Origin of the sequence: Duganella hordei (assembly GCF_040369125.1) — a bacterium.
Taxonomy (GTDB): Bacteria; Pseudomonadota; Gammaproteobacteria; order Burkholderiales; family Burkholderiaceae_D; genus Rugamonas; species Rugamonas hordei.
On record NZ_BPWI01000001.1, the window covers coordinates 479,933 to 504,587 of the forward strand.

Consider the following 24,655-nt stretch of genomic DNA (forward strand, 5'->3'; position numbering starts at 1 on the left):
GAAAATCATAGCACGAGCCGGCGCGCGGCTAGCGGCTTGGAACTCAGAGATACTTTGAATACAGTGCGTTACACGCAGGTGGCGTCGGGCACGGGGGCGGCGGTCACGTAATCGACGATGAGGTCGGCGGCGACGTCGGGGATGCTCAAGAAACGCGCGCCGTTGCGATAGCGGCCGTGGGTTCCGACCAGGGCGCTGTGCAGCACGGTCAGCGTGACCTTGTTCTGGATTGCGCTGCCGGGGAAGCAAAAGTCCAGCACGTAGCCGTTATTAAGCGGCAGCTGGTGGTCGCTGACGAAGGCCACGCCCATGCGCGATATATCGATGATCTGCACGACGGCCGTGTTTCGTCCATCCATGTCACTGACATGGGCATCCACCTGCAGCAACCGGCGCACATGTTCTCTTCTTGGGTCCATGGCTACAGTATGACAGATTCGCGGGGCATAGGCGAGTGCATAGGCTGCGGCGGTGCGTTGTCGCACATACCGCCCGCCGGAGCTTATTTACGCTGAGGCCAGGCACCTGAAAATTGGCTGAAAACGGAGAATGTCATGGCGGCGGAGCAAAAACAGCAGCAAAGACGCATCAAGAGGATCCTGGGCGAAGTGTTCGGCATGGAGACGCTGCGCGACGGCCAGCGTCGCGTGATCGACAGCGTGCTGGCCGGCCGCGACACGCTGGCCGTGATGCCCACCGGTAGCGGCAAGTCGCTGTGCTACCAGCTGCCGGCCTGCCTGCTGGAGGGGGCGACGGTGGTGGTGTCGCCGCTGATCTCGCTGATGAAGGACCAGGCCGAAAAGCTGGAGGACGGCGGCATCGCCAGCGCCGCCCAGATCAACAGCAGCCTGTCGCGCAGCGACGAACTGGCGGCGCTGGACGCCATCGGGCAGGCCGACAAGGACGTCATCTTCTGCACGCCGGAGCGGCTGGTAACGGCGGATTTCCTGGCGCTGCTCAGGCAAAGCCGCATCGCCCTGGTGGTGGTAGACGAGGCGCACTGCATCTCGCAGTGGGGGCACGATTTCCGTCCGGCCTACCTGGAGATCGGCGCCGCGCTCGATGCGCTGGGCCGGCCGCCGCTGCTGGCGCTGACCGCGACCGCCACCGACGACGTGATCGCCGACATTCGCAACCAGCTGGGGCGGCCGCGCATGGAGGTCGTCAACACCGGCATCTATCGCGCCAACCTGCATTACCGTGTCAAGCAGGTCACCAACCCGGATGAAAAATACGCCGCCGCGCTGCAACTGGTGCGCGACAGCGAGGGCGTGGGCATCGTCTACGCGGCCACCGTCAAGGCGGCCGAGGAAATGCACCAGCTGCTGCTCGATGCCGGCGAAAGCGTCACGTTTTACCACGGCAAGCTGCGCGCCTCCGAGCGCGCTGAAAACCAGAACCTGTTCATGAGCGGCGAACGCCGCGTGATGGTGGCGACCAACGCCTTCGGCATGGGCATCGACAAGAGCGATACCCGTTTCGTCATCCACCTGCAGGTGCCGGCCAATCTGGAGGCCTACTACCAGGAGTCGGGCCGCGCAGGGCGCGACGGCCTCGATGCCGAGTGCACGCTGCTGTACTACCACGCGGACAAGCGCCTGCAGCAGTACTTCCTGGTCAAGCACTATCCGTCCGCGCTGGAGCTGCGGGCCGTGTACGAAGCGGCGGTGGCGCTGGGCCAGCCCTCGTTCTCGGAGGCGGAACTCAAGTCGCTGGTCGATCAAACGCCGGCCAGCCAGCTGAAAATCTGCCTGAAGATGCTCAAGGACGGCAAGCTGTTGAAGCGCAACCGCAAGATGGCCTATGTGCTGGCGCCCGGCACGCCGAAAGCGGCGCAGTTCGAGCGCATGGCGCAGGTGTATGCGGACAAGCACGAGCGGGACCGCGCGGGGCTGGAGCAGATGGTGTCCTACGCGCAGAGCGGCTACTGCCGCTGGAAGCTGCTGCTCGATTATTTCGGCGACCGTCCGGACGATTTCGAACGCTGCTGCCGCTGCGACAACTGCCTGTCACCGCCCTCTATCCAGGACAGTCCGCTGCAGCTGGAACCTTCACCGCCACTGGAGCCGGCCGGCGCACACAAGCAAACGCCAGCAGTGCCGCCAGCAGCAGCAAGCCGCCCGATACCAGCATCGCCCCCCGGATTCCGCTAAGGACTTCTAGGCTGCTGCCCGAGCTGACCAGCGCGCCGAAGATCGCCACGCCCATCGCGCCGCCCACCTGGCGCGCCGTGTTCAGCACCGCCGACGCGGTGCCGGCCTGGCGCCGCTCGACGCCGGACAGGATGGAGGTGGTCATCGCCGGTACGGCCAGGCCCATGCCGGCCGGGATCAGGGCCAGTCCGGGCAGCATCTGCAGGAAGCTGGCGTCGTCCGAGATGCCGATCAAGCCCAGCAGCGTATAGCCCGACGCGCCGATCATGGCGCCCAATATCATCGGCGTGCGCACGCCGGTACGCGCCTGCATCCAGCCGCTGGTGATGTTGGCGAAGATGAAGGTCCCCGTCAGCGGCAGGAACACCAGTCCCGCGTGCAGCACGCCGAAGCCACGCACCTTTTGCAGGTAGAAGCTGAGCACGAAGATCACGCCGTAGTACGAGAAATTCATCAATACCCCGAACAGCACGGCGCCCGAGAACGGCGCTCCGCGGAACAGCCCCAATGGCAGCATGGGCGACTTGCCGCGCGCCTCGACCCAGACAAACAGCGCGGCGGCGCCGGCGGCCAGCAGCATGCCGCCGCGCACCAGCCAGTGCTGCCAGCCCAGCGATTGAAATTCGATGACGGCGCCGATGAAACTGGTCAGCATGACGATCGCCAGCAGCTGGCCCTTGACGTCCAGGCTGCGGTGAGGATCGCGGCCGGCCGCCGCCGGCACCACGCGGCCGGTGAGCCAGAAGCCGGCGACGCAGATCGGGATATTGACCCAGAAGATGCTGCGCCAGCCGAAGCCGGGCAGCGACATCAGCAAGCCGCCCAGCACCGGCCCGACGGCGATCGACACGCCGCCGGCGGCCGTCCACCAGGCGATGGCCTTGCCCAGCATCGCCTTGTCGTCCGCGTAGGCGGCGTTCAGGATGGCCAGCGAACTCGGTACCAGCAGCGCGGCGCCGATGCCCTGCAGCGCGCGGGCGACGTTCAGCACCATCGCGGTCGGCGCCATGGCGCAGGCCACCGAGGCGGCGGTGAACAGCGCGAAGCCGGTCATGAAGGTGCGGCGCGAGCCGAACTTGTCGCCCAGTGCGCCGGCCGACAGCAGGAATACGGCGAAGCCCAGCGTGTAGGCGTCCACCACCCACTGCAGGTCGGTGACGCCGGCGCCCAGTTCGTGCCCGATCTGCGGCAAGGCGACGTTGACGATGGTGACGTCCAGCTGGACGATGATAAAGGCGAAGCTGCAAGCGAGCAGGATGGCCAGGGAGGGAGTGTGCGAGGTTTTCATGGCTTCACTATAGAAGTCTTTGACTATTTAAAAAAATGAATAATAATGAAGATATCTATCTCTTTTTAAGAATCGAATATGGAACTCTCCGCCTTGCGCATCTTTAAAGCGGTGGCCGAGGAGGGCAGCGTAACCTTGGCCGCTTCACGGCTCAACCGCGTGCAGTCGAATGTGTCGGCGCGGCTGACGCAGTTGGAGGAGTCGCTGGGCGTGGCGCTTTTCCACCGCTCCGGCCGCAAGCTGCAGATCACCACCGAAGGCTCGCGCCTGCTGGCCTACGCCGACCGCCTGCTGCAGCTGGCGGACGAGGCGCAGGCGGCGGTGCAACCGGATCAAAAGCCGTCCGGCCAGTTGCGCATCGGCTCCATGGAGACCACCGCCGCGGCGCGCCTGCCGCAGGTGCTGGCCGCTTTCAACCGCAAGCATCCCGGGGTCGACCTGGTGCTCGATACCGCGCCCACCGATCAGCTGCTGGACGGCGTGCTGAAGCACCGGCTGGACGTGGCGCTGGTGGCCGGGCCGGTGCCGCATCCCGAACTGGAGCGGCGGCCGGTGTTCGAGGAGGAGCTGGTGCTGATCACCTGTCACACGCATGCGCCGGTGACGTCGCCGTACGAGGTTGCGCGCCGCAACCTGCTGGTGTTCCGTAGCGGCTGTACCTACAGGCGCCGTTTAGAGTCATGGTTCGCGGAAGCGGGCGTGGTGCCGGCGCGGGTGTCGGAGTTCGGCACCTTCGAGGCCATCATCGGCTGCGTGGCGGCCGGCATGGGCGTGGCGTTGATGCCGAAGGAACTGGTGGAGCAGCGCAAGCTGGCCAGGTCGGTGCGCCAGCACCAGCTGCCGCCCGCGATCGCCCACGTCGAAACCATGCTAGTGTGGCGCAAGGACGTGCTGCACCATCCGGCGCGGGCGGCGTTTGCAGAGATCTTGGGGGCCTAGGCAAAGCCCCTCAAAAGAAAGGAAACCTTTGAAGAAGAATGTAATCGTTATCAGCGATAGTGCAGAACCTGAGTTTGCAAGAGTTATTGGCAAAGGTCTGGATGAGTTTAACGAACAGGTCGCGGGCTTGAGTGACCGACGCCCCTTATGCGTCATCGTGAGAGATTCCGATAGCAACGAAGTATTGGGGGGCGCGGTTGGAAGGACTTCTCTTGGGCTTGCTTTTTTGGACCTGTTTCACCTGCCGAGTTCTCTGCGGGGTTCCGGATTAGGAACAAAAATCCTTGGGGCGTTCGAAGAGGAGGCCCGCCAGCGGGGTTGCAGTTCGGCGGTGCTTTACACGATCAGCTTCCAGGCGCCCGGATTTTATGAAAAAAATGGATGGCTAAGTTTTGGCGAAATAGCTTCCGAGCGGGAAGGCATCAGCCGCGTGTTCATGACTAAGAAGCTGTAGCACATGGCGAAAATCGCAGCAAAAAATGCCCGACGATAAGGAGCGGACCATTAAACTAGTTTGTAAGGAGTAGCATGATTCACCGTGAACGGCTCACCGCAACAATCGACGGCGACTTTGTCGTTTTCCTCATCGGCATGCGTCTTAATCAGCCATGGAAGGTGCACAAGTGGTGGCCAGTCGCCGCCGCGATGCCACGCATGATTAGCGAGCTGCGGCGCCAGCCCGAATTGGGCTTGCTGCATGCGGAGATGTGGTTTTCAAGGACGCTTATCATGGTTCAGTACTGGCGCTCGATGGACCAGCTGATGGCCTATGCCACCAGCAAGCAGGCGGCGCATCTGCCGGCGTGGAAGGCGTTCAATCAGTCCGTCGGTACTGATGGAACAGTCGGCATCTGGCACGAAACCTTCGCCGTAGCTGCCGGGGCCTACGAGAGCGTCTATGTCAACATGCCTGCTTTTGGGCTGGGCCGTGCCGGCAGTCTGGAAGCGGCGACCGGGCGCAAGCATTCAGCAGCGAACCGGCTCGGGCGTAGCCAAAAGCCTGAGTAGCGCAGCAAGAAGCGTCCTATAAGGGGAGAGTTCTGCCGTGTCGTGACAAACCGTGAACTTTGCAAGTAAGCAAGATGCTATCCTGACTATCTTTGGCCGTGCTCGGCCAGGAGCCGCCGTTCAGAAAGCTAATCGTTGGGCTGTAGGGAGTGATTGTGGAGCAGCAATTGGGCGAGGGAATGACTGTGAACGAGCGGCTTTATCACTTCGGGCTGATGGACCAGTTTGACGCGGCCGCAAAGTCGGGAAACGTTTCGGCTATGGAGCAAGTCCTTCTTCAGGCGCGGTTTTCAACGGCTCAAGCTAAGGAAACGGCGCAGGCCGTTGCATCTAATCCAAAGCGCTATGGATATTAGATTCAGCAGTCTGACTCAAGAAATTATTCAACGCGTAGGCGCTAAAACGCGTCGGTTAACCCAAACACGTTGACGTGGATGGCATGTCCCGGCCATCAGCGGAAGTTCAAACCAACTTGCGGAGGTTATCATGACGCGCGACACGGATAAAATCGACAAGGCAGTGCTAGCGCTCTTACAGCTGGGCCTGCACGATGAAAACCGCACTTGGAAGACCTTTGATTGGGATGCGATGAGTCGCCTCTACGAAAAAGGTCTAATATCAAATCCTGTTGGGAAGGCGAAGTCGGTCGAGTTGACAGAACAGGGCATGGTCGAATCACGTCGCTTATTTACGGACCTTTTTGAAGCGTAATGTAAAGCAACGAGAGCGCGAACGGCCAGGAACGGCCATGCGGAATAAGATTATTTTTGGAAAAATAGATTTATGAAAAACCGGGTTATAGCGTTAATTTTGGCATTGTGTCTCACCTCTGCTCTATTAGCATTTAGTATGTTTGTTTCTATGAAGTCTTTAAATTGGTTGTTTCAAGTTAATCATCTTACATTGGTTATTTTCTCGACATTAAGTGTGTCCGTGTTATGTATTTCATTTTTCTTGAAAAGAAAATATAGACCTTGACCGAAACCGGCCACCAGCGGACGTTCGGATTTTTAGTGAGGTTTAAGATGCAAATCGGTACTACGTTAAGTCTTGTTAGTGTTGCCGTTGCCATTCCGCTATTCGCTTGGCAAAGGAAATGGGTCATGTCGTTAGCTTGGCTCTTCTCACTAGCCTACACAGTTTTCGACAAGGTATTTCCGTCTGTCTTACCTGAGTATTTGGTGACCTCGTTTTCCTTCGTATTTTTGGCGTTAGTTTTACTCGATTGTTGGCAGAATTTTTCTCACAAGAGAGTCGTCTAGCGGCCAGGTGCCGACGTTCGTGAGGCTGACTGTTGATACTTGAGAATGATATGATATTTTCTTTTTTTCGCCCTAGCGAAGCCGAGATATCCGAGACACGTGCATTTCCGGTCGCTATGGTCGAAAGTGTGAAAAGTGCAGTTCAGGCGCTAGCTAGGGGCCAAATGCATCCGCCGACGGATACGGTAATTTCCGTTTGCATTGCAGAAGAAATTTTAAACATCCCGTACCGAGTATATTACGATAAACAGAGCCTCTTGAAGGCTACGAACACGTCAGATGAAAGTGGGTGGATTTCGTTGTGCTTGGGAACACGCCACTACGATGGGTTTGTACGCGAACAGTGCCTTCGTCGCTTATTGGCCATCGGTGAGATGTGGGTAGTTCCCTTCGTCGTTCAACTTTTAGGCGAGTATGTGATAGAAGTCAGTCAGCCTATTTATGAACGATTTAATGACGGAATCGAAGCGAAGTACATAAATTTTTTTAAACAGAACCAAAAATACTGCCAATACCTCGAATGCCGAGCTATTAGTTATTGGAACGAATACTACCGATATCGCTTCGCCAAACACAAGGACTATCCAGCCTTTAAGGCATTAGTAGCGTTACAAAAAGCCGCCGCCTCAGTCAATAGCAAGGATGCTTGAATCGGAATGTCTGCAACGGGGCGGAAACGGTCTTTCGTTTTACCCAGCTTATGACGGCTCAAGTTTAAGCTACTATGCTTTCCGATCGGTATCCTTCGCACGCTTAAGAGCGCGGCAGCTTCTCAATCAGGAAATCGACAAAGGTCCGCACCCGCAGCGACAGGTGGCGGGCGTGCGGATACAGCAGGATAAAGGGCCGCGACGTGCCGCCGTGCTGCGGCAGCAGCTCCACCAGGTCGCCGCGCGCCAGGTCCTGCTCGACGATGAAGCGGTAGGTCTGTACCAGCCCCGCGCCGGCGCGCGCCAGCGTGACGATGCCCAGCACATCTTCCGAACAGCATAAGCCGCCGCCGGTCGGCACGTCGACCTGCGCGCCGTCCACCATGAAGGGCCAGGGGATGCGCTTGCCGGTGCTGGGCAAATCGAACTGTATGCACTCGTGGTTCTGCAGGTCCTCCAGCTTTTTCGGCTTGCCGGCGCGCTTCAGGTAGGCGGGCGACGCCACCAGCACCAGCTCCGCATCCTCCAGCTTGCGCGCGATCAGGTTGGAATCGGCCGGCGAGCGGCCGCGTATCGCCAGGTCGTAGCCTTCGTCGGCGAAATCGATGTTGCGGTTGCTGACGTGGATATCCAGCGTGACCTCCGGGTAGCGGCGGCGGAACTCGCCCAGCAAGGGCAGCAGGCGGTAGTGGGCGTATGGCGTCGGCGCGCTGATGCGCAGTGCGCCGGCCGGCTTGGCCTGGCCGCCGGTGACCTGGCGTTCGGCGTCGGTCAGCTGCGACAGCGCCTGGCGGCATTGCTCGAAGTAGAGGCGGCCGCCGTCCGTCAGGCGGATCTGGCGCGTGGTGCGCACGAACAGGCGCACGCCGAGCCGCTCCTCCAGCCGGGCGATCGAGCGGCTGACCGCGGCCGGCGTCACGCCGGCCGCGGTGGCGGCGGCGGTGAAGCTGCCCAGTTCCGCCGCGAAGCAGAACAACTCTATGCTCCCCAGCAGGACATCGTCGAAATAGCGCTTCATATCGGCCTCAATTGATTACATGGTGTATCAATTATCTTGCATTCCGCTGTCTTTATCAACGCTGTGCTCAAAAGTATAGTGAGTTCCATGGCGTCGAGAACGCTACCCACGAAACTTCAAGGAGCATCAAAATGAAAACTGTTATCGTCACTGGCGCATCAAGCGGCATCGGCTTTTCCATCGCCGAGGCTTACCTGAAACGCGGCTACAACGTCGTCGGCAACGCCCGCACGCTGGACCGCCTGCAAACGGCCGCCGCCAAGCTGGGGAACCCGGCCAACTTCCTGCCGGTGGCCGGCGACATCGCCGAACCGGCGACGGCCAAGGCCCTGTTCGAGCGCGCCATCGCCGCTTACGGCAAGGTCGACATCCTGATCAACAACGCGGGCATCTTCGTCGCCAAGCCGATCGCCGATTACTCGCAGGCCGATGTCGAAGGCATCGTCAGCACCAACCTGATGGGCTTCTTCTATCCATCGCAGGAAGCGGCCAAGCACATGAGCGCCAACAAGCAAGGCCATATCGTCACCATCACCGCCAGCCTGGCGATACAGCCGACGTCCAAAGTGCCTGCGCTGCTGCCGATCCTGATCAAGGGCGGGCTGAATCATGCCACGCGCGGCCTGGCGCTGGAACTGGCCGGCGCCAACGTCAAGGTCAACGCGGTGGCGCCCGGCATCATCAGCACGCCGATGCACGGCACCGACGAAGGCACGCTGTCCTTCCTGAAGGGACTGTCGCCGAGCGGCGAGATGGGCAGCACGCAGGACATCGTGGACGCGGTGCTGTACCTGACCGAGTCGAGCTTCACCAGCGGCGTGGTATTGCCGGTAGACGGCGGCGCCACCGCCGGCACCTGGTAAGGAGACGGCCATGCCTTACGTGAATATCCGTGTGACCAATGAGGGAGTGACGTCGGCGCAGAAACTGAAGCTGATCGAAGGCGTCACCGACCTGTTGAGCGAGGTGCTGAACAAGGACCCGGCGACCACCTTCGTCATCATCGACGAGGTGGAGACCGACAACTGGGGCCTGAACCGCGAGAACATCACCACGCGCCGCAAGCGCGCCAAAGCCTCAGAGTGATGCCGCCATCTGTTCGAGCGCGGCCCGTTGAAGTATGACGAAGCCGCGCTCGCGCAACTCCACCCAGCCACGCCGGCGCATGGCGCTGAGCGTGCGGCTGACGGTGGCGGCGGTCAGGCCGAGATAATCGCTGATCTCCTCGCGCGACATCGGCAGCGGAATATGGCCTTCCGGTTTCGGCGGCAGCGGCGCGGGACCTGCGCGCTGCAGCAGGAACAATGCGACGCGCTGGCTGGCGCTGGCGCTGCGCAGGATGGATGCGGTCAATTGCTGGTGGTCGATCTCCGCGCTCAGCATGGTGCTGAAGCGGTCGGCGGCGCCCGGCTGTTGCCGCATCAGCGCCGACAGCTGGTGATAGGGGACGGCGTCGATGTGGCAGCCGGTGAGCGCCAGTGCCGATGTCTGGCGTTGCTGCTGTCCCAGCGCTTCGATGCCGACCCAGTCGCCCGGCTGCAGGAAGTCGACGATGCGACGGACGCCGTCGCGGCACTGCTGGTACAGCTTGATATGGCCGATGCGGATGAAGTAGATTTCATCGCGGGTGGCGTCGTTCATCTGGAACAGGTGGGCGCCGCGTTGCAGCTGCAGCGGCCTGCCAAGCTGGTTGTGCACAATGTCCATGATCATGCCGCTGCCCGCCCTTCGATCTGAGGATGTCCCGGTGCCCGGACATCCGCCAGCCGGTGCAGCGCGGGCGCATCGAGCAGCGTGACGTCGCGGCGGCACAGCTGCAGCAGCGCGCGCCGTTTGAAATCCAGCAGCAGCCGGCTGACGCATTCGGGCGTCACACCCAGGTAGCTGGCGATATCGCAGCGCGACATCGGCAGGCGGAACCGGACTGCGTCGCCGCCGTTGCCTGTCTGCCGTTGCGACAACGACAGCAGCAGGTCGGCCATGCGTTGTTCGGCCCGGGTATCGCGCAGCATCAGCGTGGCGCGCTGTTCGCGCCCGATCTCGCGGCTCAGCAGATTGTGCAGGCTGGGGCGCAGCGTCGCGTGACGGCTCCAGCGGATGCGGCACACTTCACTATCTTCAAGCGCGACGACGGTGTTGGCGTGCTGCCGCCGTCCCAGCGTTTCCAGTCCGATGAATTCCGATGCCACCGCGAAGCCGACGATTTGCGGCGCGCATTGCGGCGCCGCGCGCAGGATCTTGAAGCTTCCCGAACGGATATTGTAAATGTGGCCGCCGGCCGCATCGCCGGCCTGGTAAAGAATGGCGTGGCGGTCGATGCGGATATGCGGGCTGTCTGCCGGATCGCCATCCGCGATGCCCTGGCACAAGCCATGGTGCGCGCAACTGGCGCAGGAGCTGCCTCCGTTGGATTTGTTCATGTCGTCCACTCCGGTGTTATTTGCTTGCATGGTAGAAGTGTCGAAGCGCAAAATCCTTGATGTGGATCAAATTTTTTCTTGATGAATATCAGTACTCTTTGGCAACTGATCACAAGTAATGCTATTTAGGAATTGAGCCATGAACCAGACCGCCGCACATGATGCCCTGCGCGCAGAGTTGCGCATCGCCGCCGTGGCCTTCGAGGCGTCGCAAGGGATGATGGTGACCGATGCGCACGGCCGCATCTTGAAGGTGAACCAGGAGTTCACCCGCATCACCGGTTACGATGCCGACGAGGTGGCCGGCAAGACGCCGGGCCTGTTGAACTCCGGCCGCCACGCGCCCGACTTCTACCAAGCCATGTGGGCGGCGATCGCCCGCGATGGCCGCTGGGCGGGCGAGATATGGAACCGTCGCAAGAACGGCGAGGTGTATCCTGAATACCTGAGCATCGCAGCCGTACGCGACGACGCCGGCGCGGTTTGCAACTACGTCGCGTCGCTGGCCGATATCACGCTGAGCAAGGCCGCCAATGATGAAATCCGCAGCCTGGCATTTTATGACCCGTTGACGCATCTGCCCAACCGCCGCATGCTGCTGGAGCGCTTGCGCCAGATGCTGGCCGGCGGCGCGCTGCATGACCAGTACGGCGCGTTGATGTTCATCGACCTGGACAACTTCAAGGCGCTCAACGACACGCTTGGCCACAACGTCGGCGACCAGTTGCTGCAGCAGGCGGCGGATCGCTTGCAAGCAGGTTTGCGCAAGGGGGACACCGTGGCCCGGCTCGGCGGCGACGAATTCGTCGTGCTGGCGGAAGGCTTGAGCGGCAATGCGCGGGAAGCGGTGGGCGAAGCCGAAGCTTTGGGCGCCAAGGTGCAGGCTTCGCTCAACCTCCCGTACACGCTGGGCGAACATCAAATCCACAGCACATGCAGTATCGGCGTCACCTTGTTCCACAACCGCGAACCGCCGTCGCCGGTCGAATTGCTGAAGCAGGCGGATATCGCCATGTACCAGGCCAAGCAGGCCGGCCGCAATGCGATGCGCTTCTTCGACCAGCAGATGCAGGACCGCGTCAGCGCACGGGCGCAGCTGGAAACGGATCTGCGGCGCGCGATCGACCTGGGCCAGTTCAAGCTGTACTACCAGGTGCAGGTCGATCAGCTGGGCATGCCCCTCGGCGCCGAGGCCTTGATACGCTGGGTGCGCGAGGACGGCTCGCTGGTTTCGCCGGCCAGCTTCATCCCGCTGGCCGAGGAGACCGGCCTGATACTGCCGGTCGGGCATTGGGTGCTGGAGACGGCGTGCGCCCAGTTACGGACATGGCAGTCGGTTCCAGGGATGGAGCACATGATCCTGGCGATCAATGTCAGCGCGCTGCAATTCCATCAGCCGGGTTTTTGCGACGACGTGCGTTCGGCGGTCGAGCGCTGCGGCATCGACCCGCGCAAGCTCAAACTGGAGCTGACCGAAGGCATGCTGCTGGAAAAAATAGAGCACACCATCACCGCCATGCGGCGGCTGAAGGAGATGGGGGTGCGCTTCGCACTGGACGATTTCGGCACCGGCTATTCATCGCTGCAGTACCTGAAGCGCCTGCCGCTGAACCAGTTGAAGATAGACCAGTCGTTCGTGCGCGACCTGGCCAGCGACGCCAGCGACCAGGCCATCGTGCGCACCATCATCGCGATGGCGCGCAGCCTGCAGCTGGATGTGATCGCCGAGGGCGTCGAGACGTCGGCGCAACGCGAGCTGCTGGAGCAGATGGGCTGCCTGCGGTACCAGGGCTATTTGTATGGCAGACCGGTACCGGCATCCGAGCTGGAGGCGTTGGCCGCGCCGGATTGCATCAGCCCAGCGCTTCGGCCGGGCCGAAGAACTCGTAGAAGGTTTGCGACGGCGGCACGCCCAGGTCCCGCAGGTGCGACTTGATGGCCTTCATGAATGGCGTCGGTCCGAGGAAGTAGGCGTCCACGTCGCGCGTCTCCGGCAGCCAGGCACCCAGCTGCTGCTGGTTCAGGTAGCCGGTGGCGTGCGGCTGCGGGCCGGCATCGTTGGCCGCTTCGTAGCAGTAGAAACGCTGCAGTTGCGGGTGCGCCGCCGCCAGCGCGTCGATGTGATCGCGGAAGGCGTGCACGCCGGCGTGGCGCGCGGCGTGGATGAAATGGATCTTGCGGCCGGTGGCCAGCGCCGCCGTCAGCATGGCCAGGGTCGGCGTGATGCCGACGCCGCCGCTGATCAGCACCAACGGCTTGTCGCTGGCGTTCAGCAGGAACTCGCCCGACGGCGGGAACAGCTGCAGGCTGTCGCCGACGCCCACGTGATCGTGCAGGAAGTTGGACACTTTGCCGCCTGGTTCGCGCTTGACGCTGATGCGATAGCTGCTGCCGTTGCTGGCGGCGGACAGCGAATACTGGCGGCGCGCTTCCTCGCCGTCGACCGTCGCCAGCAGGCCGATGTACTGGCCCGGCTGATGCGCCATCACCTTGCCGCCGTCGATCGGCTCCATGACGAAGGAGGTGATCTCGTCGCTTTCCACCGTCTTCGATACGATCTTGAACTCGCGCGCGCCGCTCCAGCCGCCTTCCGCCGCAGCCTGCTCTTCGTAGATGCTTTGCTCGGCACCGGCCAGGATGTCGGCCAGTTGGCCGTAGGCGGCAGCCCAGGCATCGATCACCGCATCGGTCGCCGTCTCCGCGCCCAGCACTTCGCGGATCGCCTTCAGCAGCGAGGCGCCGACCATCGGATAGTGCTCGCGCTGGATCCGCAGCGAGACGTGCTTGTTGATGATGGTCGATACCAGCGGACCGAGTTGCTCCAGGCGGTCGATATTCTTCGCGTACATCAGCACCGCGTTGGCCAGCGCGCGCTGCTGGTTGCCGTCCTGCTGGTTGGCCTGGTTGAACAGGGGTAGAACCTGTGGGAAGTCGCGGAACAGCGTCAGGTAGAAATGTCGGGTCAGGGCTTCGCCGCCTTGTTCCAGGATGGGGACGGTGGCGCTGATGATGGCTTTTTGTTCGGTGCTGAGCATTTTATGGTCCATGTGTGGTTTCGACATAAACAAGTATATCATATGAATCTTTATGCGCAACAACAAGCGCAATGAAAATCAATGCGCTTGCGGGAGCAGCCTTAGAGATCGAACTTCAGTTCCGCCACGTAGGTCCGTTGCGGATACGGGTGGAAGTTCCAGTATTTGTAGTTGTTCAGGTTATCGATCCCCAGCGCCAGGCTCCATTGCTGGCTGATGCGGTAGCGCGCGCGGACATCGGTAGTGAAGTATTTGCTGGCGCCCTGGTAGGTGAAGCCGTTGACGTCCGTGTTGTCCAGCGTCGAATACTGGCTGCCGCTGTAGCGCGCCGCCAGCGTCAGGGAGAGCTTGTCCGTGGCCGCGTAGTTGGCCACGCCGGTGGCGCGCCACTCGGGAATGCGCGGCTGCCATTTGCCCACGCTGGCCGGGAACTTGTCATTGCGGACGATTTTGGAATCGGTCCAGGTCAGGCTGGAACTGAGGCCCAGGCCGCGCAGCCAGACGTCGTCCGCCGTGTAGGCCGCCTCCAGTCCCTTGGTGCGGATGCGGTCGACGTTCTGGATATTGTTGACGTTGGGCGTGACCAGCACGTTGGTCTGCGAGTACAGCGCGTCGCTGGTACGCTCGCCGAAGGCGGTCAGGCGCAGCAGGCCGGCGGCGAGTTTGCGTTCGGCCGTCAGTTCCGAGGTCCACGATTTTTCCGGCTTCAGGTTCGGATCATTGTTGGTGGTCTGGCCGGCTGCGTTGACGCCGCCCTGGTACAGCTCGGACACGGTCGGCATGCGCACCGCGCGGCCCAGCGAGGCTTTCAGCACCCAGTCCTCATTCGCCTGGTAGGCCAGTGCGGCTTTCGGCGACAAATGGTTCTCGCTGCGCTCCGGATACGGCGCGGTCCTGGTGGCGTTGGAGATGGCGCCGTCATGGGCGTGCCAGTGTTCGTAGCGCAGGCCGAGCACCGTCTTCCACGACGGCGCGAACTTCCAGCTGTCCTGCGCGTACAGGCTGTTGGTCTCGCTCTTGCCGGTGAAGGCGGCATTGCGCGCGCCGGGCGCGCCGGCGATCCAATCGCCGGTGGCGTTCTCGATGCTGGCCAGTTTGTAGGCTTCGCGCTGATAGCCGAATTCCGCCACGTGTGCTGCGTCCGGACGCCATACGCCCTTTGCCGACAAGGTGTTCCAGCCGGTGCCGCCCTGGTTGACGATGCGTCCCGCGCCGCCGGCCGACGCCGCCGGCAGTGCGGTGGTGGCGGCGCGCAGGATGTCCTTGTCGTAGTCGTACAGGCTGGCGGCCAGCTCCCAGTCGAACACGCCCCTGGTGCTGGACTTGAGTGTCAGGCCGTGCATGAAGTGCTGAAGGTTTTCGTTGGACAGGTTGAAGTCTGTCGCGCCCAGCGCGTAGCTGCGGCCGCCGATGTTGACGGTGCCGCCGTAGACGGCCAGGCCGCCGCCGTCGCGCAGGTAGCTGGATGGACGGCCTTCGGAGTCGTTGCGCCACAGGCCGAAGGTGTAGCTGGCGCGCAGCCTTGGCGAGAAGTCGTAGGCCAGCTTGGCCTTGAACTGGTCCTGCACCGTGTGGTACTGCGTGGCGGCGCCGAGTATCAGCCAATCCTTGTTGGCGCGGTCTTGGCCGGCGACGGCGCCGGTGACGGGCGTGCCGGTCGATCCCGGCGTGCCGGCGCCGAGCAGACGGGTAGGGAAGGTCAGCGGCTGGCCGTCGCTGTCGGTGCGGTTGAGGTCCACGTACCACGACCAGCCGCCTTGGCGGTCGCCGAGCGAGAAGCTGCCTTGCTTGCCCTGGTAGCTGTCGCTGGTGCGATACAGGTCGAAGGGCTGGTGCGTCAGCGTCAGCTTGGCGTGGGCTTCGAATTTGGTCGGCATGCGGGTGACGTAGTCGACCACCGCGCCGACCGAGTTGCCGCCGTAGGCGGCGGAGAAGGGGCCATACAGCACATCGACGCGCTCGATCTGCTCCGGGCTGACCATGCCCCAGCGGGGCGCGAACGTGGCGCCGTTGCCGAGGTAGTTGGACAGCAGGATGCCGTCGGCGTACACCATCGAGCGCGCGCTGTTGCCGGTGCCGGAGGCGCGGGTGGACAGCACGGCGTGGTTGTAGTCGCCGATGTAGCGCTTGCGCACCAGCAGGCTGGGAAGGTATTTCAGCGCGTCTTCGGCGTCGGTGGCGTTGATGGTGCGTTCGACTTCTTCCTTGGTGATGCCTTCGATGGTGGTCGGGATCTGGGTTGGAAGCGAAGTAGGGCGGTTGCCGGAAATGGTCACGGTGCCCAGTTGGTGGATCGGTGCGTCCTGCGCGCAGACGGCGGACGAGAAGGCGGCAAGCAGCGCCAGCGCCAGTGAAGACATGGTCGGTTTCATGGTGTTCCTGATGGTTCGATGACAGCGGCCGCGCGCGATCTCTATGGTCGGCGGGCGGCGCGATTGTGTACGGCTAACGGTCAGGAAATGGCGGGCGGGCCGCGCGGATGGGCGGCGGTCCAGTTGTGCAGCGGTTGCGGCGCGCTGTAGAACAGCGGCGGATAGAAGTCATGGCCGGCGATGACGGCCAGGCCGGTCGCCGTTGGCGGCAGCAGCGCCAGTGAGCCGCCGTGGGTGGCGCAATACGGACAGTGCTCCATGCCGTGCATCGGCGGAGACGGCGCTTTTTTGGCCGGGTCGACCGAGCAGATGTCGGCATAGCCGTAGGGCGTCGATGGCGTCAGCGCATGCGAAATCGTCGGCGCAATGGCGCTGAACAGGACGGCCAGCATGGCGATCCAGATGTGCAGCGTTTGACGTTTCAGACTTTTCAGCATGGCGGCATTATATCTCAGGCCGCCCTTACATTTGCGAATGAGAAGTGTTATCATTTGGAACCTCGTAGCTCTCTGGCCTGCCCATATGTCCTTGCATACCCTGCCGTTTCAACGCACCCTGATCGCCGTCGCCGTATCCTTGCTGGCGGCGCCGTTGCTGCACGCGCAGCAGGCCGACGCGCCCATTGAGTCGATCCAGGTGTCGGGCAGCTGGCTCGGTTCCGGCTTGCAGAACAGCGTGAAGAATTTCGCCGGCGCGCGCACCGTGTTGAAGAAGGACGACATCGACGCCACCGGCGCCGCCGACATCGGCGACGTCATGCGCCGCATCCCGGGCGTGCAGTCGACCGACAACTCCGGCACCGCCGGCAGCTCGATCTCGCTCAACATCGGCGTGCGCGGCCTGACCGGCCGCTATTCGCCGCGTTCGACGGTGCTGCTGGACGGTATCCCGCTGGCGGTGGCGCCGTACGGCCAGCCACAGCTGTCGTTCGCGCCGGTCAGCCTCAACAACATCGAATCGATCGACGTGGTGCGTGGCGGCGGCGCGGTGCGCTACGGTCCGCAAAACGTCGGCGGCATCATCAACTTCCGCAGCCGCTCGATTCCGGACGCGCCGGGCGTCGTCACCGATGCGTCGCTGCGCTACAACGAGTACAGCGGCGGCGGGCAGAACCGCCAGTACAGCGCGTTTGCCGGCGCGCAAATGGAGAACGGGTTTGGCGTGGCGCTGCTGTATTCCGGCATGGACGGCACTGACTGGCGCGTGGCCAGCGATGAAAAGGTCAACGACGTCGCGCTCAAGTTCCGCTACCAGATCAATCCGCACAGCGAGGTGTACGGCAAGCTGTCCTACTTCGAGGTGAATTCGCGCACGCCGGGCGGGCTGACGGTGAAGGAGTACAACGCCAATCCCTTCCAGAACACGCGCCCGACCGACTTCTGGAGCGGCAACCGCAACGGCATGGACGTCGGCTACCTGAACACCTTGTCGGCCACGCAGGAAGTGGAGATCAAGGCTTACTATAACGAGAGTTTCCGCCAGAGCTCGTTGATCAACGCCGCCAGGACGCAGCTGACCTGGCAGCCGCGCAACTACGAAGTGCTGGGCATCGAGCCGCGCGCCACGCAGCGCTTCGCCGCCGCCGGCATGACGCACGACGTGACGGTCGGCTACCGCTACCTGCGTGAGCGGGGCGACGACAACAACTACATCCAGACCGTATCGACCGGCGCGAACGGCGCGACGTCGACCTTCCTCAACAGCACCGACGCGCATGCGGCGTATGTCGACGACCGCATCGCGGTTGGCGCCTGGCGCATCACGCCGGGGCTGCGATACGAGCACATCAAGTCGGAGCGCAACGACTTGACGGCCAGGTCTGTCTTCGCGACCGACAACAACAAGGCCTTGCCGTCGCTGAACGTGGCCTACCTGATGAACCGGGCGCTGACGGTGTTCGCCAACTACACGACCTCGTTCGGACCTGTGCAGAACACCCAGCTCAATTCGCAGACGTCGGCCAACCCGCTGATCCCGGAGCTGGCCAGGACGGCCGAGCTGGGCGCGCGCTGGAAGACTTCAACGCTAAGCGCCGAGGTCACGGCCTTCAGGCTGAAATTCGACAACCAGATCCTGCAAGTGCCGGGCACGACGCCGGCGGTGTTCCGCAACATCGGCGCGACCAAGCACGACGGCATCGAAACGGCGGTGGACTACGGCTTTGACGAAGCGGGCGCGCTGGCGGGCCTGAACGTCTACGCCAACTACACGTACACCAAAGCGGTGCAGGATTCGGGGACGACGGCCGGCCTGGACGTGCCGTTCTACTCGCGCAACACGGACACGGTGGGCGCGCGCTACCGCGTCGGCGCGTGGACGGCGAACCTGTCGAGCACCCACCAGAGCAAGCAATATTCCGACACCGCCAACACGGTGGCCGAGGCGGCGAACGCGAGCGTGGGCCAGATCCCCGGATTCCGCCTATGGAACGCCCAGCTGGGCTGGAAGCTGCCGGGCAAGCCTGGCTATGAACTGATGGCCGGCATCAACAACATCGCCGACAAGCGCTACTACACCCGCAACGTCGACGGCAACGCCGGCCGCATGGTCGGCGCCCCGCGCATGGCCTACCTGCAACTTCGCGCCAGCTATTAATCCGGGGTCAGATCTGACATTTGGACACGGACTCTACCGTACTGCCCTGACTAAGAGCCTTTCCACGCCCGGATCGCGCGACTCGCCGTTTTTACCGACACGTTGAAGTGCCGTGCTATCTCGGTGATGGTGTATGCAGTGCTGGCGTAGGCGCGGGCCATGGCCTCGTTGCGGTCTGCATAGTTCTTTTGATAGGTGGTCAGTGGCTGTGCAAGATTGCCGCGTTGCTGTCTGGAGATATAGTCAAGTGTCGCGATGTCCTGTGACGGCTGAAGCCGCCTAACAAAATCCGCGTCGCCAAGTATGAGCTGGTTTGATGTCTGCTTGAGTAGACTCTCCGCGCCGCCGCCCTCCAATACGAACTTCTTGTACTTCACGATGGCATCCGCTCGGTTTGCGTCGAAGTTGGCCAGCAACCAATCGGTCTGCAGCCATGTCGGCGGCGGTGTGGATCCTGTCGTCAGACGGTAACTGCTCCACGGCCAATCTTCCGGGGCTGCGACCAAATTTGCGCGGACTGGATTCAGAACGATGTATCGCGCCAACTCCAGCAGGTAGGTTTCCTTTTGCACCAGGATGGCTTTGTATCGACCCTGAAAAACATGGCCAACCAAACTGTGCCTGCGGTTGAAGTATTGCGAATACACGCCATTCAGTTGCTGCATGCCGCGCGATAAATTGCCATCTGCGGTTTCGAGCAGGATGTGATAGTGATTCCCCATCTGGCAGTATCCATGGACTACAAAATTGAACTGCTCACATACGTCGCCAATATGCTGCAGCCAGACGAGACGGTCGGTGTCGTCGAGATAGATCGACGCTTTACGGTCTCCACGTGCGGTGACATGGTAAAGAGCGCCGGCAAACTGTAGTCGGAGGGGGCGTGCCATGCTGCGACACTAATCGACCTGAGGTAGTAAAGATTGAGAAGCCTCAGCTTTTGCTCAACTAGCTCAGCAGATCCCGATTACAGTCGAGTTCGTGTCCAAATGTCAGATCTGACCCCGGATTTGCAAATGTCAGATCTGACCCCGGATTTGGGCGTAGGACAAAGATGACATTTTGCAATGTTCATAGCCTACATAGGGCTGCAAGGTGGTCCTATACCTGCAGTCAGGGCCGCTGCCTATAGTGTCTACATGCGATCCACACGACATCATTCGAAGGATCAACCAGACATCGAGGCATAAAATGAACAACATTAATATCAGCACCAAGGCAGCTCCTTCGCAGTCCATCAGCCTGATCGGCGCCCAGCAGAACGACTTGCTGCGCGCGCTGTCCCGCGACGATTTGCTGGCGTTGTTTGCCGACCTGGAATTGGTGACTTTGCCGGCGGGCAAGCACTTGTTCGACTACGGCGACCAGGTCGAATACACCTACTTCCCCACCAACGCCATCGTCTCGCTGCAGTATGTGATGGAAGACGGCGCCACCACCGAGATCGCCGTCGTCGGCAGCGAGGGTGTGGTCGGCGTGGCGCTGTATCCCACCGAACGCGCCAGCTACTCGGCCGTCGTCCAGTGCGCCGGCTACGGCTACCGCCTGCGCACCGACGTGCTGCGCGCGGCCTTCTACAGCGGCGGCCCCCTGGCCCAGCAGCTGATGCGCTACACCAGCGCCATGTTCGCCCAGCTGGCCCAGAACGTCGCCGGCAGCCGCCATACCACCATCGAACAGAAACTGTGCCGCTGGCTGCTGGAGCGCCTCGACCGCTCCCAGTCCAACGAGCTGAAGGTGACGCAGGAATTGATCGCCAATATGCTCGGCGTGCGCCGTGAAAGCATCACGGGCGCGGCCGGCAAACTGGCTGAGGAAGGCTTGATCGAGTATCGCCGCGGCTGCGTCACCGTACTGGACCGCGACATGATGGAATGCCGCGCCGGCAGCTGCTACCAGTCGGCACACGGCGCCGCCGGCAAGGCCATGCGATACGCGGCTTGATGGTCAATGCAGGGTTAGTGCAGGACGCGGGACGCCGGCTGGATGCTGAAGCCGGCGTAGTCCATGCGTGGCATGGGACGGATCGCCTCGGCCTGGTCGAGCTTGCGCTGCACCAGCTTATGCCAGGCGCTGGCCCAGCGGGCCGCCAACTGGGATTCCTCCGCCGAACGCGCATACAGCGTCCTCTCCACGGCGATTTTCTGTCTTTGCAGGGCGTAGGTGGCAGATATCAGAGTAGTCATGGCGGTCACGGAATGGCTAGGTTGGGCAGTATGCGATGCCATTTTGACCGGCTCGCCGCCATTTGAATGTGCGCCAGTTCACCCATGCGCATCAGAAGTCAGGCATGGCCGCGTAAAATGCGGCCATTGTTGTGTTTTTGCATCAACTGTTGCGTCTGTCACGGCGGAAATGAGGCGGCAAGCCGCCTCACTTTGCCGATAATTTCCATTTCAATAATATTGTTCATTTGCCCGCAAGTGCGGCGATGGCGGCCGCCACGCCGGCGCCGTAGGCCGGATCGGCCTGGGTGCAGTTGAAGATATGGCGCTCCTGCACCGGCTTCGACACGCCATGGATCGCGCGCGCCGTGTTCTCGAACAGCAGCTGCTTCTTCTCCGCCGTCAGCAGGCGGAACAGATTGCCCGGCTGCGAATAGTAGTCGGTGTCGACGCGGTGGTCCCAGTGCGCGGCCGCGCCTTCCAGCGACAGCGGCGGTTCGGCGAACTGCGGCTGCTGCAGCCACTCGCCGCGGCTGTTCGGCTCATACGAGGTGCCGGCGCCGTGGTTGCCGTCGGTGCGCATGGCGCCGTCGCGGTGGTAGCTGTGGAACGGGCATTTCGGCGCGTTGACCGGGATCGCGTGATGGTTCACGCCGAGCCGGTAGCGCGCCGCGTCGCCGTACGAGAACAGGCGCGATTGCAGCATCTTGTCCGGCGAGAAGCTCACGCCCGGCACCACGTTGGCCGGCGAGAACGCCGATTGCTCGACCTCCGCAAAATAATTTTCCGGATTGCGGTTCAGTTCCAGCACGCCGACGTCGATCAGCGGGTAGTCCTTGTGCGGCCAGACCTTGGTCAGGTCGAACGGGTTGTAGGGCACCTTGGAGGCTTCGTTTTCCGGCATGATCTGCACCGCCAGTTTCCAGCGCGGGAAGTCCTTGGCTTCGATGGCGTCGAACAGGTCGCGCTGCGAGCTTTCACGGTCGCGGCCCACCACCTCGGTCGCCTCGGCGTCGCTGAAGTTGGCGATGCCCTGCTGGCAGACGAAGTGGAACTTGACCCAGAAACGCTCGTTGTTCGGGCTGATGAAGCTGAAGGTGTGGCTGCCGAAGCCGTGCATGTGGCGGTAGCCTTTCGGGATGCCGCGGTCGCTCATGACGATGGTGATCTGGTGCAGCGCTTCCGGCAGCAGCGTCCAGAAGTCCCAGTTGTTCTCCGCGCTGCGCAGATTGGTTTTCGGGTCGCGCTTGACGACGTGGTTCAGGTCCGGGAACTTGAGCGGATCGCGGAAGAAGAACACCGGCGTGTTGTTGCCCACCACGTCCCAGTTGCCTTGCTCGGTATAGAACTTGACGGCGAAGCCGCGGATATCGCGTTCGGCGTCGGCCGCGCCGCGTTCGCCGGCCACGGTGGAGAAGCGCATGAAGATATCGGTCTTCTTGCCGACCTCGGAGAACAGCGCGGCGCGCGTGTATTTGGTGATGTCGTGGGTGACGGTGAAGGTGCCGAAGGCGCCGGAGCCCTTGGCGTGCATGCGGCGCTCGGGTATCACCTCGCGCGCGAAGTGGGCCAGCTTTTCCAGGTGCCATACGTCCTGCAGCAGGACCGGGCCGTGCGGGCCGGCGGTCTGGGTGTTCTGGTTGTCGACGACGGGCGCGCCGGCCGCGGTGGTGAGGTTTTTCATGGAAGCTCCCAGGTTATGGAAACTTTCAGCTTACCGAACTTATGCTTGCGGCGCCGCTCTCTTTAGAGGGAGCGCGCGCCCGGCAATCGTTGCAGCTGCACCAGGGCCAGGTTGGCGTACAACGGCGGGCCGAGGACATGGGAGACGGTGCGCGCCACCATCGCGCAGGCCATCAGGCTAAGCACCATGGCGTGGCCGTCCACCATTTCCATGACGATGATGAAGGAGGTCAGCGGCGCCTGGGTTGCCGCCGCCAGGAAACCGACCATGCCCAGCGCGATCAGCGCGCTCGCGTGCGGATAATTCAGCAACTGGGCGACGTCGTTGCCCAGCGCGGCGCCGATGGCCAGCGACGGCGCGAAGATGCCGGCCGGGACGCCGGACCAGGCGGTCAGCCAGGTGGCGATGAATTTGAAGGAAAAGAACATCGCCGGCGTGCGATCGTGGCCGGCCAGCATGTCGTGCGTATGGCCATAGCCGCTGCCGATGACGGCGCCGCCGGTCAGCAGGCCCAGGCCCGCCACCGCCAGGCCGCAGCCGGCGGCGAACCATATGGGCCAACGGCCGCGCCAGCGGCTGAAGCGGTCGGTGGCGGTGCCGCTGAGCGAGGCGATCAGCAGGCGCGAGAACAGGCCGCCGGCCAACCCGCTCAGCAGGGCCACCAGCAACCCCGGCAGCAATAGCGACAGGTCGATGCCGGCCGCGTGGATGATGCCGAAGTAGGTGGCGTTGCCGTTGACGGAGACCGCCATCAGGCCGGCCAGCACGATGGCGGCCATCAGCAGGCCGCTGCTGCGCTGTTCCGGTGTGCGGGAGAGTTCTTCGATGGCGAACATGACGCCGGCCAGCGGCGTGTTGAAGGCGGCGGCGATGCCTGCCGCGCCGCCGGCCACCAGCAGGCCGTGCGCGGTGACGGTGGTCCGCTCGGGCAGCCAGCGCCGCGCACTGAGCATGACGCCGGCCGCCACCTGCACCGACGGTCCTTCGCGGCCGATCGACAGGCCGGCCAGGAAGCCGCCGGCGGTCAACAGGATCTTGGCGACACTCAGCCGCAACGAGGCAAACAGGCCGAGTTGCTCGGTCGGTGTAGAAGGTTCCAGGCCGGCCATGACTTGCGGTATGCCGGAACCGCCGGCGCCGGCGGCATAGCGGCGCGTCAGCCAGACGATGACGGCTGTCGACAATGGCGTCCACAGCAGCGGAGCCCACCAGGCCAGGCGGCACAAGGCCTCGAACAGATCGAATGCCTGTTCGGCCAGCCAGGTGAAGCCGACCACGGTCAGGCCGGCGGCGGCGGCGAACGCCACCACCAGGCCGCGCGAGCTCCAGACGCGCCAGTCGCTGAATTCTTTGTGGAAGGCCCTACGGATATTGTGCGGGTGTTTCATCTGCGCTGCAGAACCTGAAAGTAAAAACGCCCGGCTTGGGCCGGGCGTTTTGAAGGGCGATTACTTGCTTGGGTAGACGATGTCTGCGCGGCGGTTTTGTGCGCGGGCTGCGTCGTCGCTGCCGGTGGCTTTTTCTTTACCGAAGCTGACGGCTTCCATCTGGCTGTCTTTCACGCCTTGTACTTTCAGGGCGGTGATGACGGCTTGGGCGCGCTTCTGGCCCAGGGCCAGGTTGTACTCGGTGCCGCCGCGTTCGTCGGTGTTGCCTTCGACCTTGATCGACACGTTAGGATTGGCCGACAGGAATTTGCCGTGATCGGCGACCAGCGCGCTGAACTCCGGCTTGACGGTGTACTTGTCGAAGTCGAAGAACACGCTGCGGTTCTTGTAGATCGAGCTGTTCGGGTCCAGGTAGGCTGGCAGAACCACGGCAACCGGAGCGGCCACTGGTGCTGGAGCTGGAGCGACTGGTGCTGGAGCGACCGGCGCAGGTGCCGGTGCCGGGGCAACGACAGGGGCTGGGGTGCTGCAGGCGCTCAGGACGGCCAGTGCGCAGGCTGCCAGCAAGATTTTTTGTTGTGCTTTCATGGAAAAACTCCCGAATGGTTTCAGTTTTTGTAGGGAACTGCATGGGTATGAGGCTGTACAGCCAGCCGCGAGCGGTATTATATAAGGGTT

General features: G+C 62.5%; 24 protein-coding genes and 1 pseudogene. 12 read left to right on the forward strand and 13 right to left on the reverse strand.

Annotated elements, in window-relative coordinates:
* Window positions 1-68: 68 nt before the first annotated feature.
* Window positions 69-419: a PilZ domain-containing protein gene (locus tag ABWW33_RS02030; protein WP_176650556.1), complete on the reverse strand. Its 351-nt coding sequence runs from the start codon at window positions 417-419 to the stop codon at window positions 69-71.
* Window positions 420-554: 135 nt separating this feature from the next.
* Between ABWW33_RS02030 and ABWW33_RS02035 the strand changes: the two are divergent.
* A pseudogene (locus ABWW33_RS02035) lies at window positions 555-1,997 on the forward strand (RecQ family ATP-dependent DNA helicase); the annotation flags it as partial.
* Window positions 1,998-2,019: 22 nt separating this feature from the next.
* Here ABWW33_RS02035 and ABWW33_RS02040 read toward each other — a convergent pair.
* Window positions 2,020-3,441: an MFS transporter gene (locus tag ABWW33_RS02040; RefSeq protein WP_444550975.1), complete on the reverse strand. Its 1,422-nt coding sequence runs from the start codon at window positions 3,439-3,441 to the stop codon at window positions 2,020-2,022.
* Window positions 3,442-3,519: 78 nt separating this feature from the next.
* On the opposite strand from ABWW33_RS02040, the gene ABWW33_RS02045 reads away from it, so the two are divergent.
* From ABWW33_RS02045 to ABWW33_RS02070, 6 genes are all read left to right on the forward strand, one after another.
* Window positions 3,520-4,380 (forward strand): LysR family transcriptional regulator, encoded by an 861-nt coding sequence (locus ABWW33_RS02045; RefSeq protein ID WP_176650558.1) that lies wholly within the window; start codon window positions 3,520-3,522, stop codon window positions 4,378-4,380.
* A gap of 28 nt (window positions 4,381-4,408) precedes the next feature.
* Window positions 4,409-4,834 (forward strand): GNAT family N-acetyltransferase, encoded by a 426-nt coding sequence (locus tag ABWW33_RS02050; protein WP_176650559.1) that lies wholly within the window; start codon window positions 4,409-4,411, stop codon window positions 4,832-4,834.
* Window positions 4,835-4,908: 74 nt separating this feature from the next.
* Entirely contained in the window at window positions 4,909-5,388 is a 480-nt protein-coding gene (locus ABWW33_RS02055; protein WP_353398314.1) for a DUF4188 domain-containing protein, read from the forward strand.
* A 155-nt stretch (window positions 5,389-5,543) separates the two neighbouring features.
* Entirely contained in the window at window positions 5,544-5,744 is a 201-nt protein-coding gene (locus ABWW33_RS02060; protein WP_353398317.1) for a hypothetical protein, read from the forward strand.
* A 130-nt stretch (window positions 5,745-5,874) separates the two neighbouring features.
* Window positions 5,875-6,099 (forward strand): DUF6429 family protein, encoded by a 225-nt coding sequence (locus ABWW33_RS02065; RefSeq protein WP_353398320.1) that lies wholly within the window; start codon window positions 5,875-5,877, stop codon window positions 6,097-6,099.
* 601 nt (window positions 6,100-6,700) lie between these two features.
* Window positions 6,701-7,300 (forward strand): hypothetical protein, encoded by a 600-nt coding sequence (locus ABWW33_RS02070; protein ID WP_353398323.1) that lies wholly within the window; start codon window positions 6,701-6,703, stop codon window positions 7,298-7,300.
* Between the two features lie 103 nt (window positions 7,301-7,403).
* On the opposite strand, the gene ABWW33_RS02075 is transcribed toward ABWW33_RS02070, so the two are convergent.
* Window positions 7,404-8,318 carry a LysR family transcriptional regulator gene (locus tag ABWW33_RS02075; RefSeq protein ID WP_176650562.1) on the reverse strand — a complete coding sequence of 305 codons (915 nt, stop codon included), beginning with the start codon at window positions 8,316-8,318 and terminating at the stop codon, window positions 7,404-7,406.
* A 131-nt stretch (window positions 8,319-8,449) separates the two neighbouring features.
* On the opposite strand from ABWW33_RS02075, the gene ABWW33_RS02080 reads away from it, so the two are divergent.
* Both ABWW33_RS02080 and ABWW33_RS02085 read left to right on the forward strand, forming a co-directional pair.
* A complete protein-coding gene (locus ABWW33_RS02080; protein ID WP_353398327.1) occupies window positions 8,450-9,181 on the forward strand; it encodes an SDR family NAD(P)-dependent oxidoreductase in 732 nt (243 codons plus the stop codon).
* 10 nt (window positions 9,182-9,191) lie between these two features.
* The gene (locus ABWW33_RS02085; RefSeq protein ID WP_176650564.1) at window positions 9,192-9,404 is read left to right on the forward strand and encodes a 2-hydroxymuconate tautomerase family protein; all 213 of its coding nucleotides are present in this window, start codon (window positions 9,192-9,194) and stop codon (window positions 9,402-9,404) included.
* Here the strand turns inward: ABWW33_RS02085 and ABWW33_RS02090 are convergent.
* The gene (locus ABWW33_RS02090) at window positions 9,396-10,025 is read right to left on the reverse strand and encodes a Crp/Fnr family transcriptional regulator (RefSeq protein ID WP_353398330.1); all 630 of its coding nucleotides are present in this window, start codon (window positions 10,023-10,025) and stop codon (window positions 9,396-9,398) included. The two genes, ABWW33_RS02085 and ABWW33_RS02090, sit on opposite strands and share 9 nt — an antisense overlap.
* Window positions 10,026-10,027: 2 nt before the next feature.
* Window positions 10,028-10,738, reverse strand: a complete 711-nt coding sequence (locus ABWW33_RS02095) for a Crp/Fnr family transcriptional regulator (protein WP_353398332.1) — start codon at window positions 10,736-10,738, stop codon at window positions 10,028-10,030.
* A gap of 139 nt (window positions 10,739-10,877) precedes the next feature.
* Here ABWW33_RS02095 and ABWW33_RS02100 point away from each other — a divergent pair, with 139 nt between their 5' ends.
* Window positions 10,878-12,674, forward strand: a complete 1,797-nt coding sequence (locus tag ABWW33_RS02100; protein WP_353398335.1) for a putative bifunctional diguanylate cyclase/phosphodiesterase — start codon at window positions 10,878-10,880, stop codon at window positions 12,672-12,674.
* Here ABWW33_RS02100 and hmpA read toward each other — a convergent pair.
* The 3 genes from hmpA to ABWW33_RS02115 all read right to left on the reverse strand — a co-directional run bounded on the left by hmpA (window position 12,592) and on the right by ABWW33_RS02115 (window position 16,582).
* The gene (hmpA, locus tag ABWW33_RS02105; protein ID WP_353399219.1) at window positions 12,592-13,773 is read right to left on the reverse strand and encodes an NO-inducible flavohemoprotein; all 1,182 of its coding nucleotides are present in this window, start codon (window positions 13,771-13,773) and stop codon (window positions 12,592-12,594) included. The two genes, ABWW33_RS02100 and hmpA, sit on opposite strands and share 83 nt — an antisense overlap.
* A 101-nt stretch (window positions 13,774-13,874) precedes the next feature.
* On the reverse strand, window positions 13,875-16,145 hold the full coding sequence (locus ABWW33_RS02110; protein ID WP_353398338.1) for a TonB-dependent receptor: 2,271 nt from the start codon (window positions 16,143-16,145) through the stop codon (window positions 13,875-13,877).
* 80 nt (window positions 16,146-16,225) lie between these two features.
* Window positions 16,226-16,582: a DUF2946 domain-containing protein gene (locus tag ABWW33_RS02115; RefSeq protein WP_353398341.1), complete on the reverse strand. Its 357-nt coding sequence runs from the start codon at window positions 16,580-16,582 to the stop codon at window positions 16,226-16,228.
* Window positions 16,583-16,667: 85 nt separating this feature from the next.
* Here ABWW33_RS02115 and ABWW33_RS02120 point away from each other — a divergent pair, with 85 nt between their 5' ends.
* Window positions 16,668-18,740, forward strand: coding sequence for a TonB-dependent receptor family protein (locus tag ABWW33_RS02120; protein WP_353398344.1), 2,073 nt, complete (start codon window positions 16,668-16,670; stop codon window positions 18,738-18,740).
* Between the two features lie 50 nt (window positions 18,741-18,790).
* Here the strand turns inward: ABWW33_RS02120 and ABWW33_RS02125 are convergent, their stop codons facing one another.
* Window positions 18,791-19,630: a transposase gene (locus tag ABWW33_RS02125; protein ID WP_353398347.1), complete on the reverse strand. Its 840-nt coding sequence runs from the start codon at window positions 19,628-19,630 to the stop codon at window positions 18,791-18,793.
* A gap of 301 nt (window positions 19,631-19,931) precedes the next feature.
* Here ABWW33_RS02125 and ABWW33_RS02130 point away from each other — a divergent pair, with 301 nt between their 5' ends.
* Window positions 19,932-20,684 carry a Crp/Fnr family transcriptional regulator gene (locus ABWW33_RS02130; protein WP_176650572.1) on the forward strand — a complete coding sequence of 251 codons (753 nt, stop codon included), beginning with the start codon at window positions 19,932-19,934 and terminating at the stop codon, window positions 20,682-20,684.
* Between the two features lie 14 nt (window positions 20,685-20,698).
* Here the strand turns inward: ABWW33_RS02130 and ABWW33_RS02135 are convergent, their stop codons facing one another.
* The 4 genes from ABWW33_RS02135 to ABWW33_RS02150 form a co-directional block, all read right to left on the reverse strand.
* Complete coding sequence (locus ABWW33_RS02135) at window positions 20,699-20,926, reverse strand: hypothetical protein (protein WP_353398350.1); 228 nt, start codon at window positions 20,924-20,926, stop codon at window positions 20,699-20,701.
* A gap of 223 nt (window positions 20,927-21,149) precedes the next feature.
* Window positions 21,150-22,589, reverse strand: coding sequence for a catalase (locus ABWW33_RS02140; RefSeq protein ID WP_353398353.1), 1,440 nt, complete (start codon window positions 22,587-22,589; stop codon window positions 21,150-21,152).
* A 62-nt stretch (window positions 22,590-22,651) separates the two neighbouring features.
* Window positions 22,652-23,977, reverse strand: coding sequence for a chloride channel protein (locus ABWW33_RS02145; RefSeq protein WP_353398356.1), 1,326 nt, complete (start codon window positions 23,975-23,977; stop codon window positions 22,652-22,654).
* A gap of 60 nt (window positions 23,978-24,037) precedes the next feature.
* On the reverse strand, window positions 24,038-24,565 hold the full coding sequence (locus tag ABWW33_RS02150; protein ID WP_353398359.1) for an OmpA family protein: 528 nt from the start codon (window positions 24,563-24,565) through the stop codon (window positions 24,038-24,040).
* Window positions 24,566-24,655: the final 90 nt, after the last annotated feature.

What these genes read in the sequence shown, in the direction of transcription:
- ABWW33_RS02070 (WP_353398323.1), top strand. Translation starts at nt 6,701, where the DNA reads ATGATATTTTCTTTTTTTCGCCCTAGCGAAGCCGAGATATCCGAGACA.
- ABWW33_RS02055 (WP_353398314.1), top strand. Translation starts at nt 4,909, where the DNA reads ATGATTCACCGTGAACGGCTCACCGCAACAATCGACGGCGACTTTGTC.
- ABWW33_RS02090 (WP_353398330.1), bottom strand. Translation starts at nt 10,025, where the DNA reads ATGGACATTGTGCACAACCAGCTTGGCAGGCCGCTGCAGCTGCAACGC.
- ABWW33_RS02140 (WP_353398353.1), bottom strand. Translation starts at nt 22,589, where the DNA reads ATGAAAAACCTCACCACCGCGGCCGGCGCGCCCGTCGTCGACAACCAG.
- ABWW33_RS02030 (WP_176650556.1), bottom strand. Translation starts at nt 419, where the DNA reads ATGGACCCAAGAAGAGAACATGTGCGCCGGTTGCTGCAGGTGGATGCC.
- ABWW33_RS02110 (WP_353398338.1), bottom strand. Translation starts at nt 16,145, where the DNA reads ATGAAACCGACCATGTCTTCACTGGCGCTGGCGCTGCTTGCCGCCTTC.
- ABWW33_RS02130 (WP_176650572.1), top strand. Translation starts at nt 19,932, where the DNA reads ATGAACAACATTAATATCAGCACCAAGGCAGCTCCTTCGCAGTCCATC.
- ABWW33_RS02040 (WP_444550975.1), bottom strand. Translation starts at nt 3,441, where the DNA reads ATGAAAACCTCGCACACTCCCTCCCTGGCCATCCTGCTCGCTTGCAGC.
- ABWW33_RS02125 (WP_353398347.1), bottom strand. Translation starts at nt 19,630, where the DNA reads ATGGCACGCCCCCTCCGACTACAGTTTGCCGGCGCTCTTTACCATGTC.
- ABWW33_RS02145 (WP_353398356.1), bottom strand. Translation starts at nt 23,977, where the DNA reads ATGAAACACCCGCACAATATCCGTAGGGCCTTCCACAAAGAATTCAGC.
- ABWW33_RS02135 (WP_353398350.1), bottom strand. Translation starts at nt 20,926, where the DNA reads ATGACTACTCTGATATCTGCCACCTACGCCCTGCAAAGACAGAAAATC.
- ABWW33_RS02085 (WP_176650564.1), top strand. Translation starts at nt 9,192, where the DNA reads ATGCCTTACGTGAATATCCGTGTGACCAATGAGGGAGTGACGTCGGCG.
- ABWW33_RS02080 (WP_353398327.1), top strand. Translation starts at nt 8,450, where the DNA reads ATGAAAACTGTTATCGTCACTGGCGCATCAAGCGGCATCGGCTTTTCC.
- ABWW33_RS02075 (WP_176650562.1), bottom strand. Translation starts at nt 8,318, where the DNA reads ATGAAGCGCTATTTCGACGATGTCCTGCTGGGGAGCATAGAGTTGTTC.
- ABWW33_RS02150 (WP_353398359.1), bottom strand. Translation starts at nt 24,565, where the DNA reads ATGAAAGCACAACAAAAAATCTTGCTGGCAGCCTGCGCACTGGCCGTC.
- ABWW33_RS02115 (WP_353398341.1), bottom strand. Translation starts at nt 16,582, where the DNA reads ATGCTGAAAAGTCTGAAACGTCAAACGCTGCACATCTGGATCGCCATG.
- ABWW33_RS02065 (WP_353398320.1), top strand. Translation starts at nt 5,875, where the DNA reads ATGACGCGCGACACGGATAAAATCGACAAGGCAGTGCTAGCGCTCTTA.
- hmpA (WP_353399219.1), bottom strand. Translation starts at nt 13,773, where the DNA reads ATGCTCAGCACCGAACAAAAAGCCATCATCAGCGCCACCGTCCCCATC.
- ABWW33_RS02100 (WP_353398335.1), top strand. Translation starts at nt 10,878, where the DNA reads ATGAACCAGACCGCCGCACATGATGCCCTGCGCGCAGAGTTGCGCATC.
- ABWW33_RS02045 (WP_176650558.1), top strand. Translation starts at nt 3,520, where the DNA reads ATGGAACTCTCCGCCTTGCGCATCTTTAAAGCGGTGGCCGAGGAGGGC.
- ABWW33_RS02095 (WP_353398332.1), bottom strand. Translation starts at nt 10,738, where the DNA reads ATGAACAAATCCAACGGAGGCAGCTCCTGCGCCAGTTGCGCGCACCAT.
- ABWW33_RS02120 (WP_353398344.1), top strand. Translation starts at nt 16,668, where the DNA reads ATGTCCTTGCATACCCTGCCGTTTCAACGCACCCTGATCGCCGTCGCC.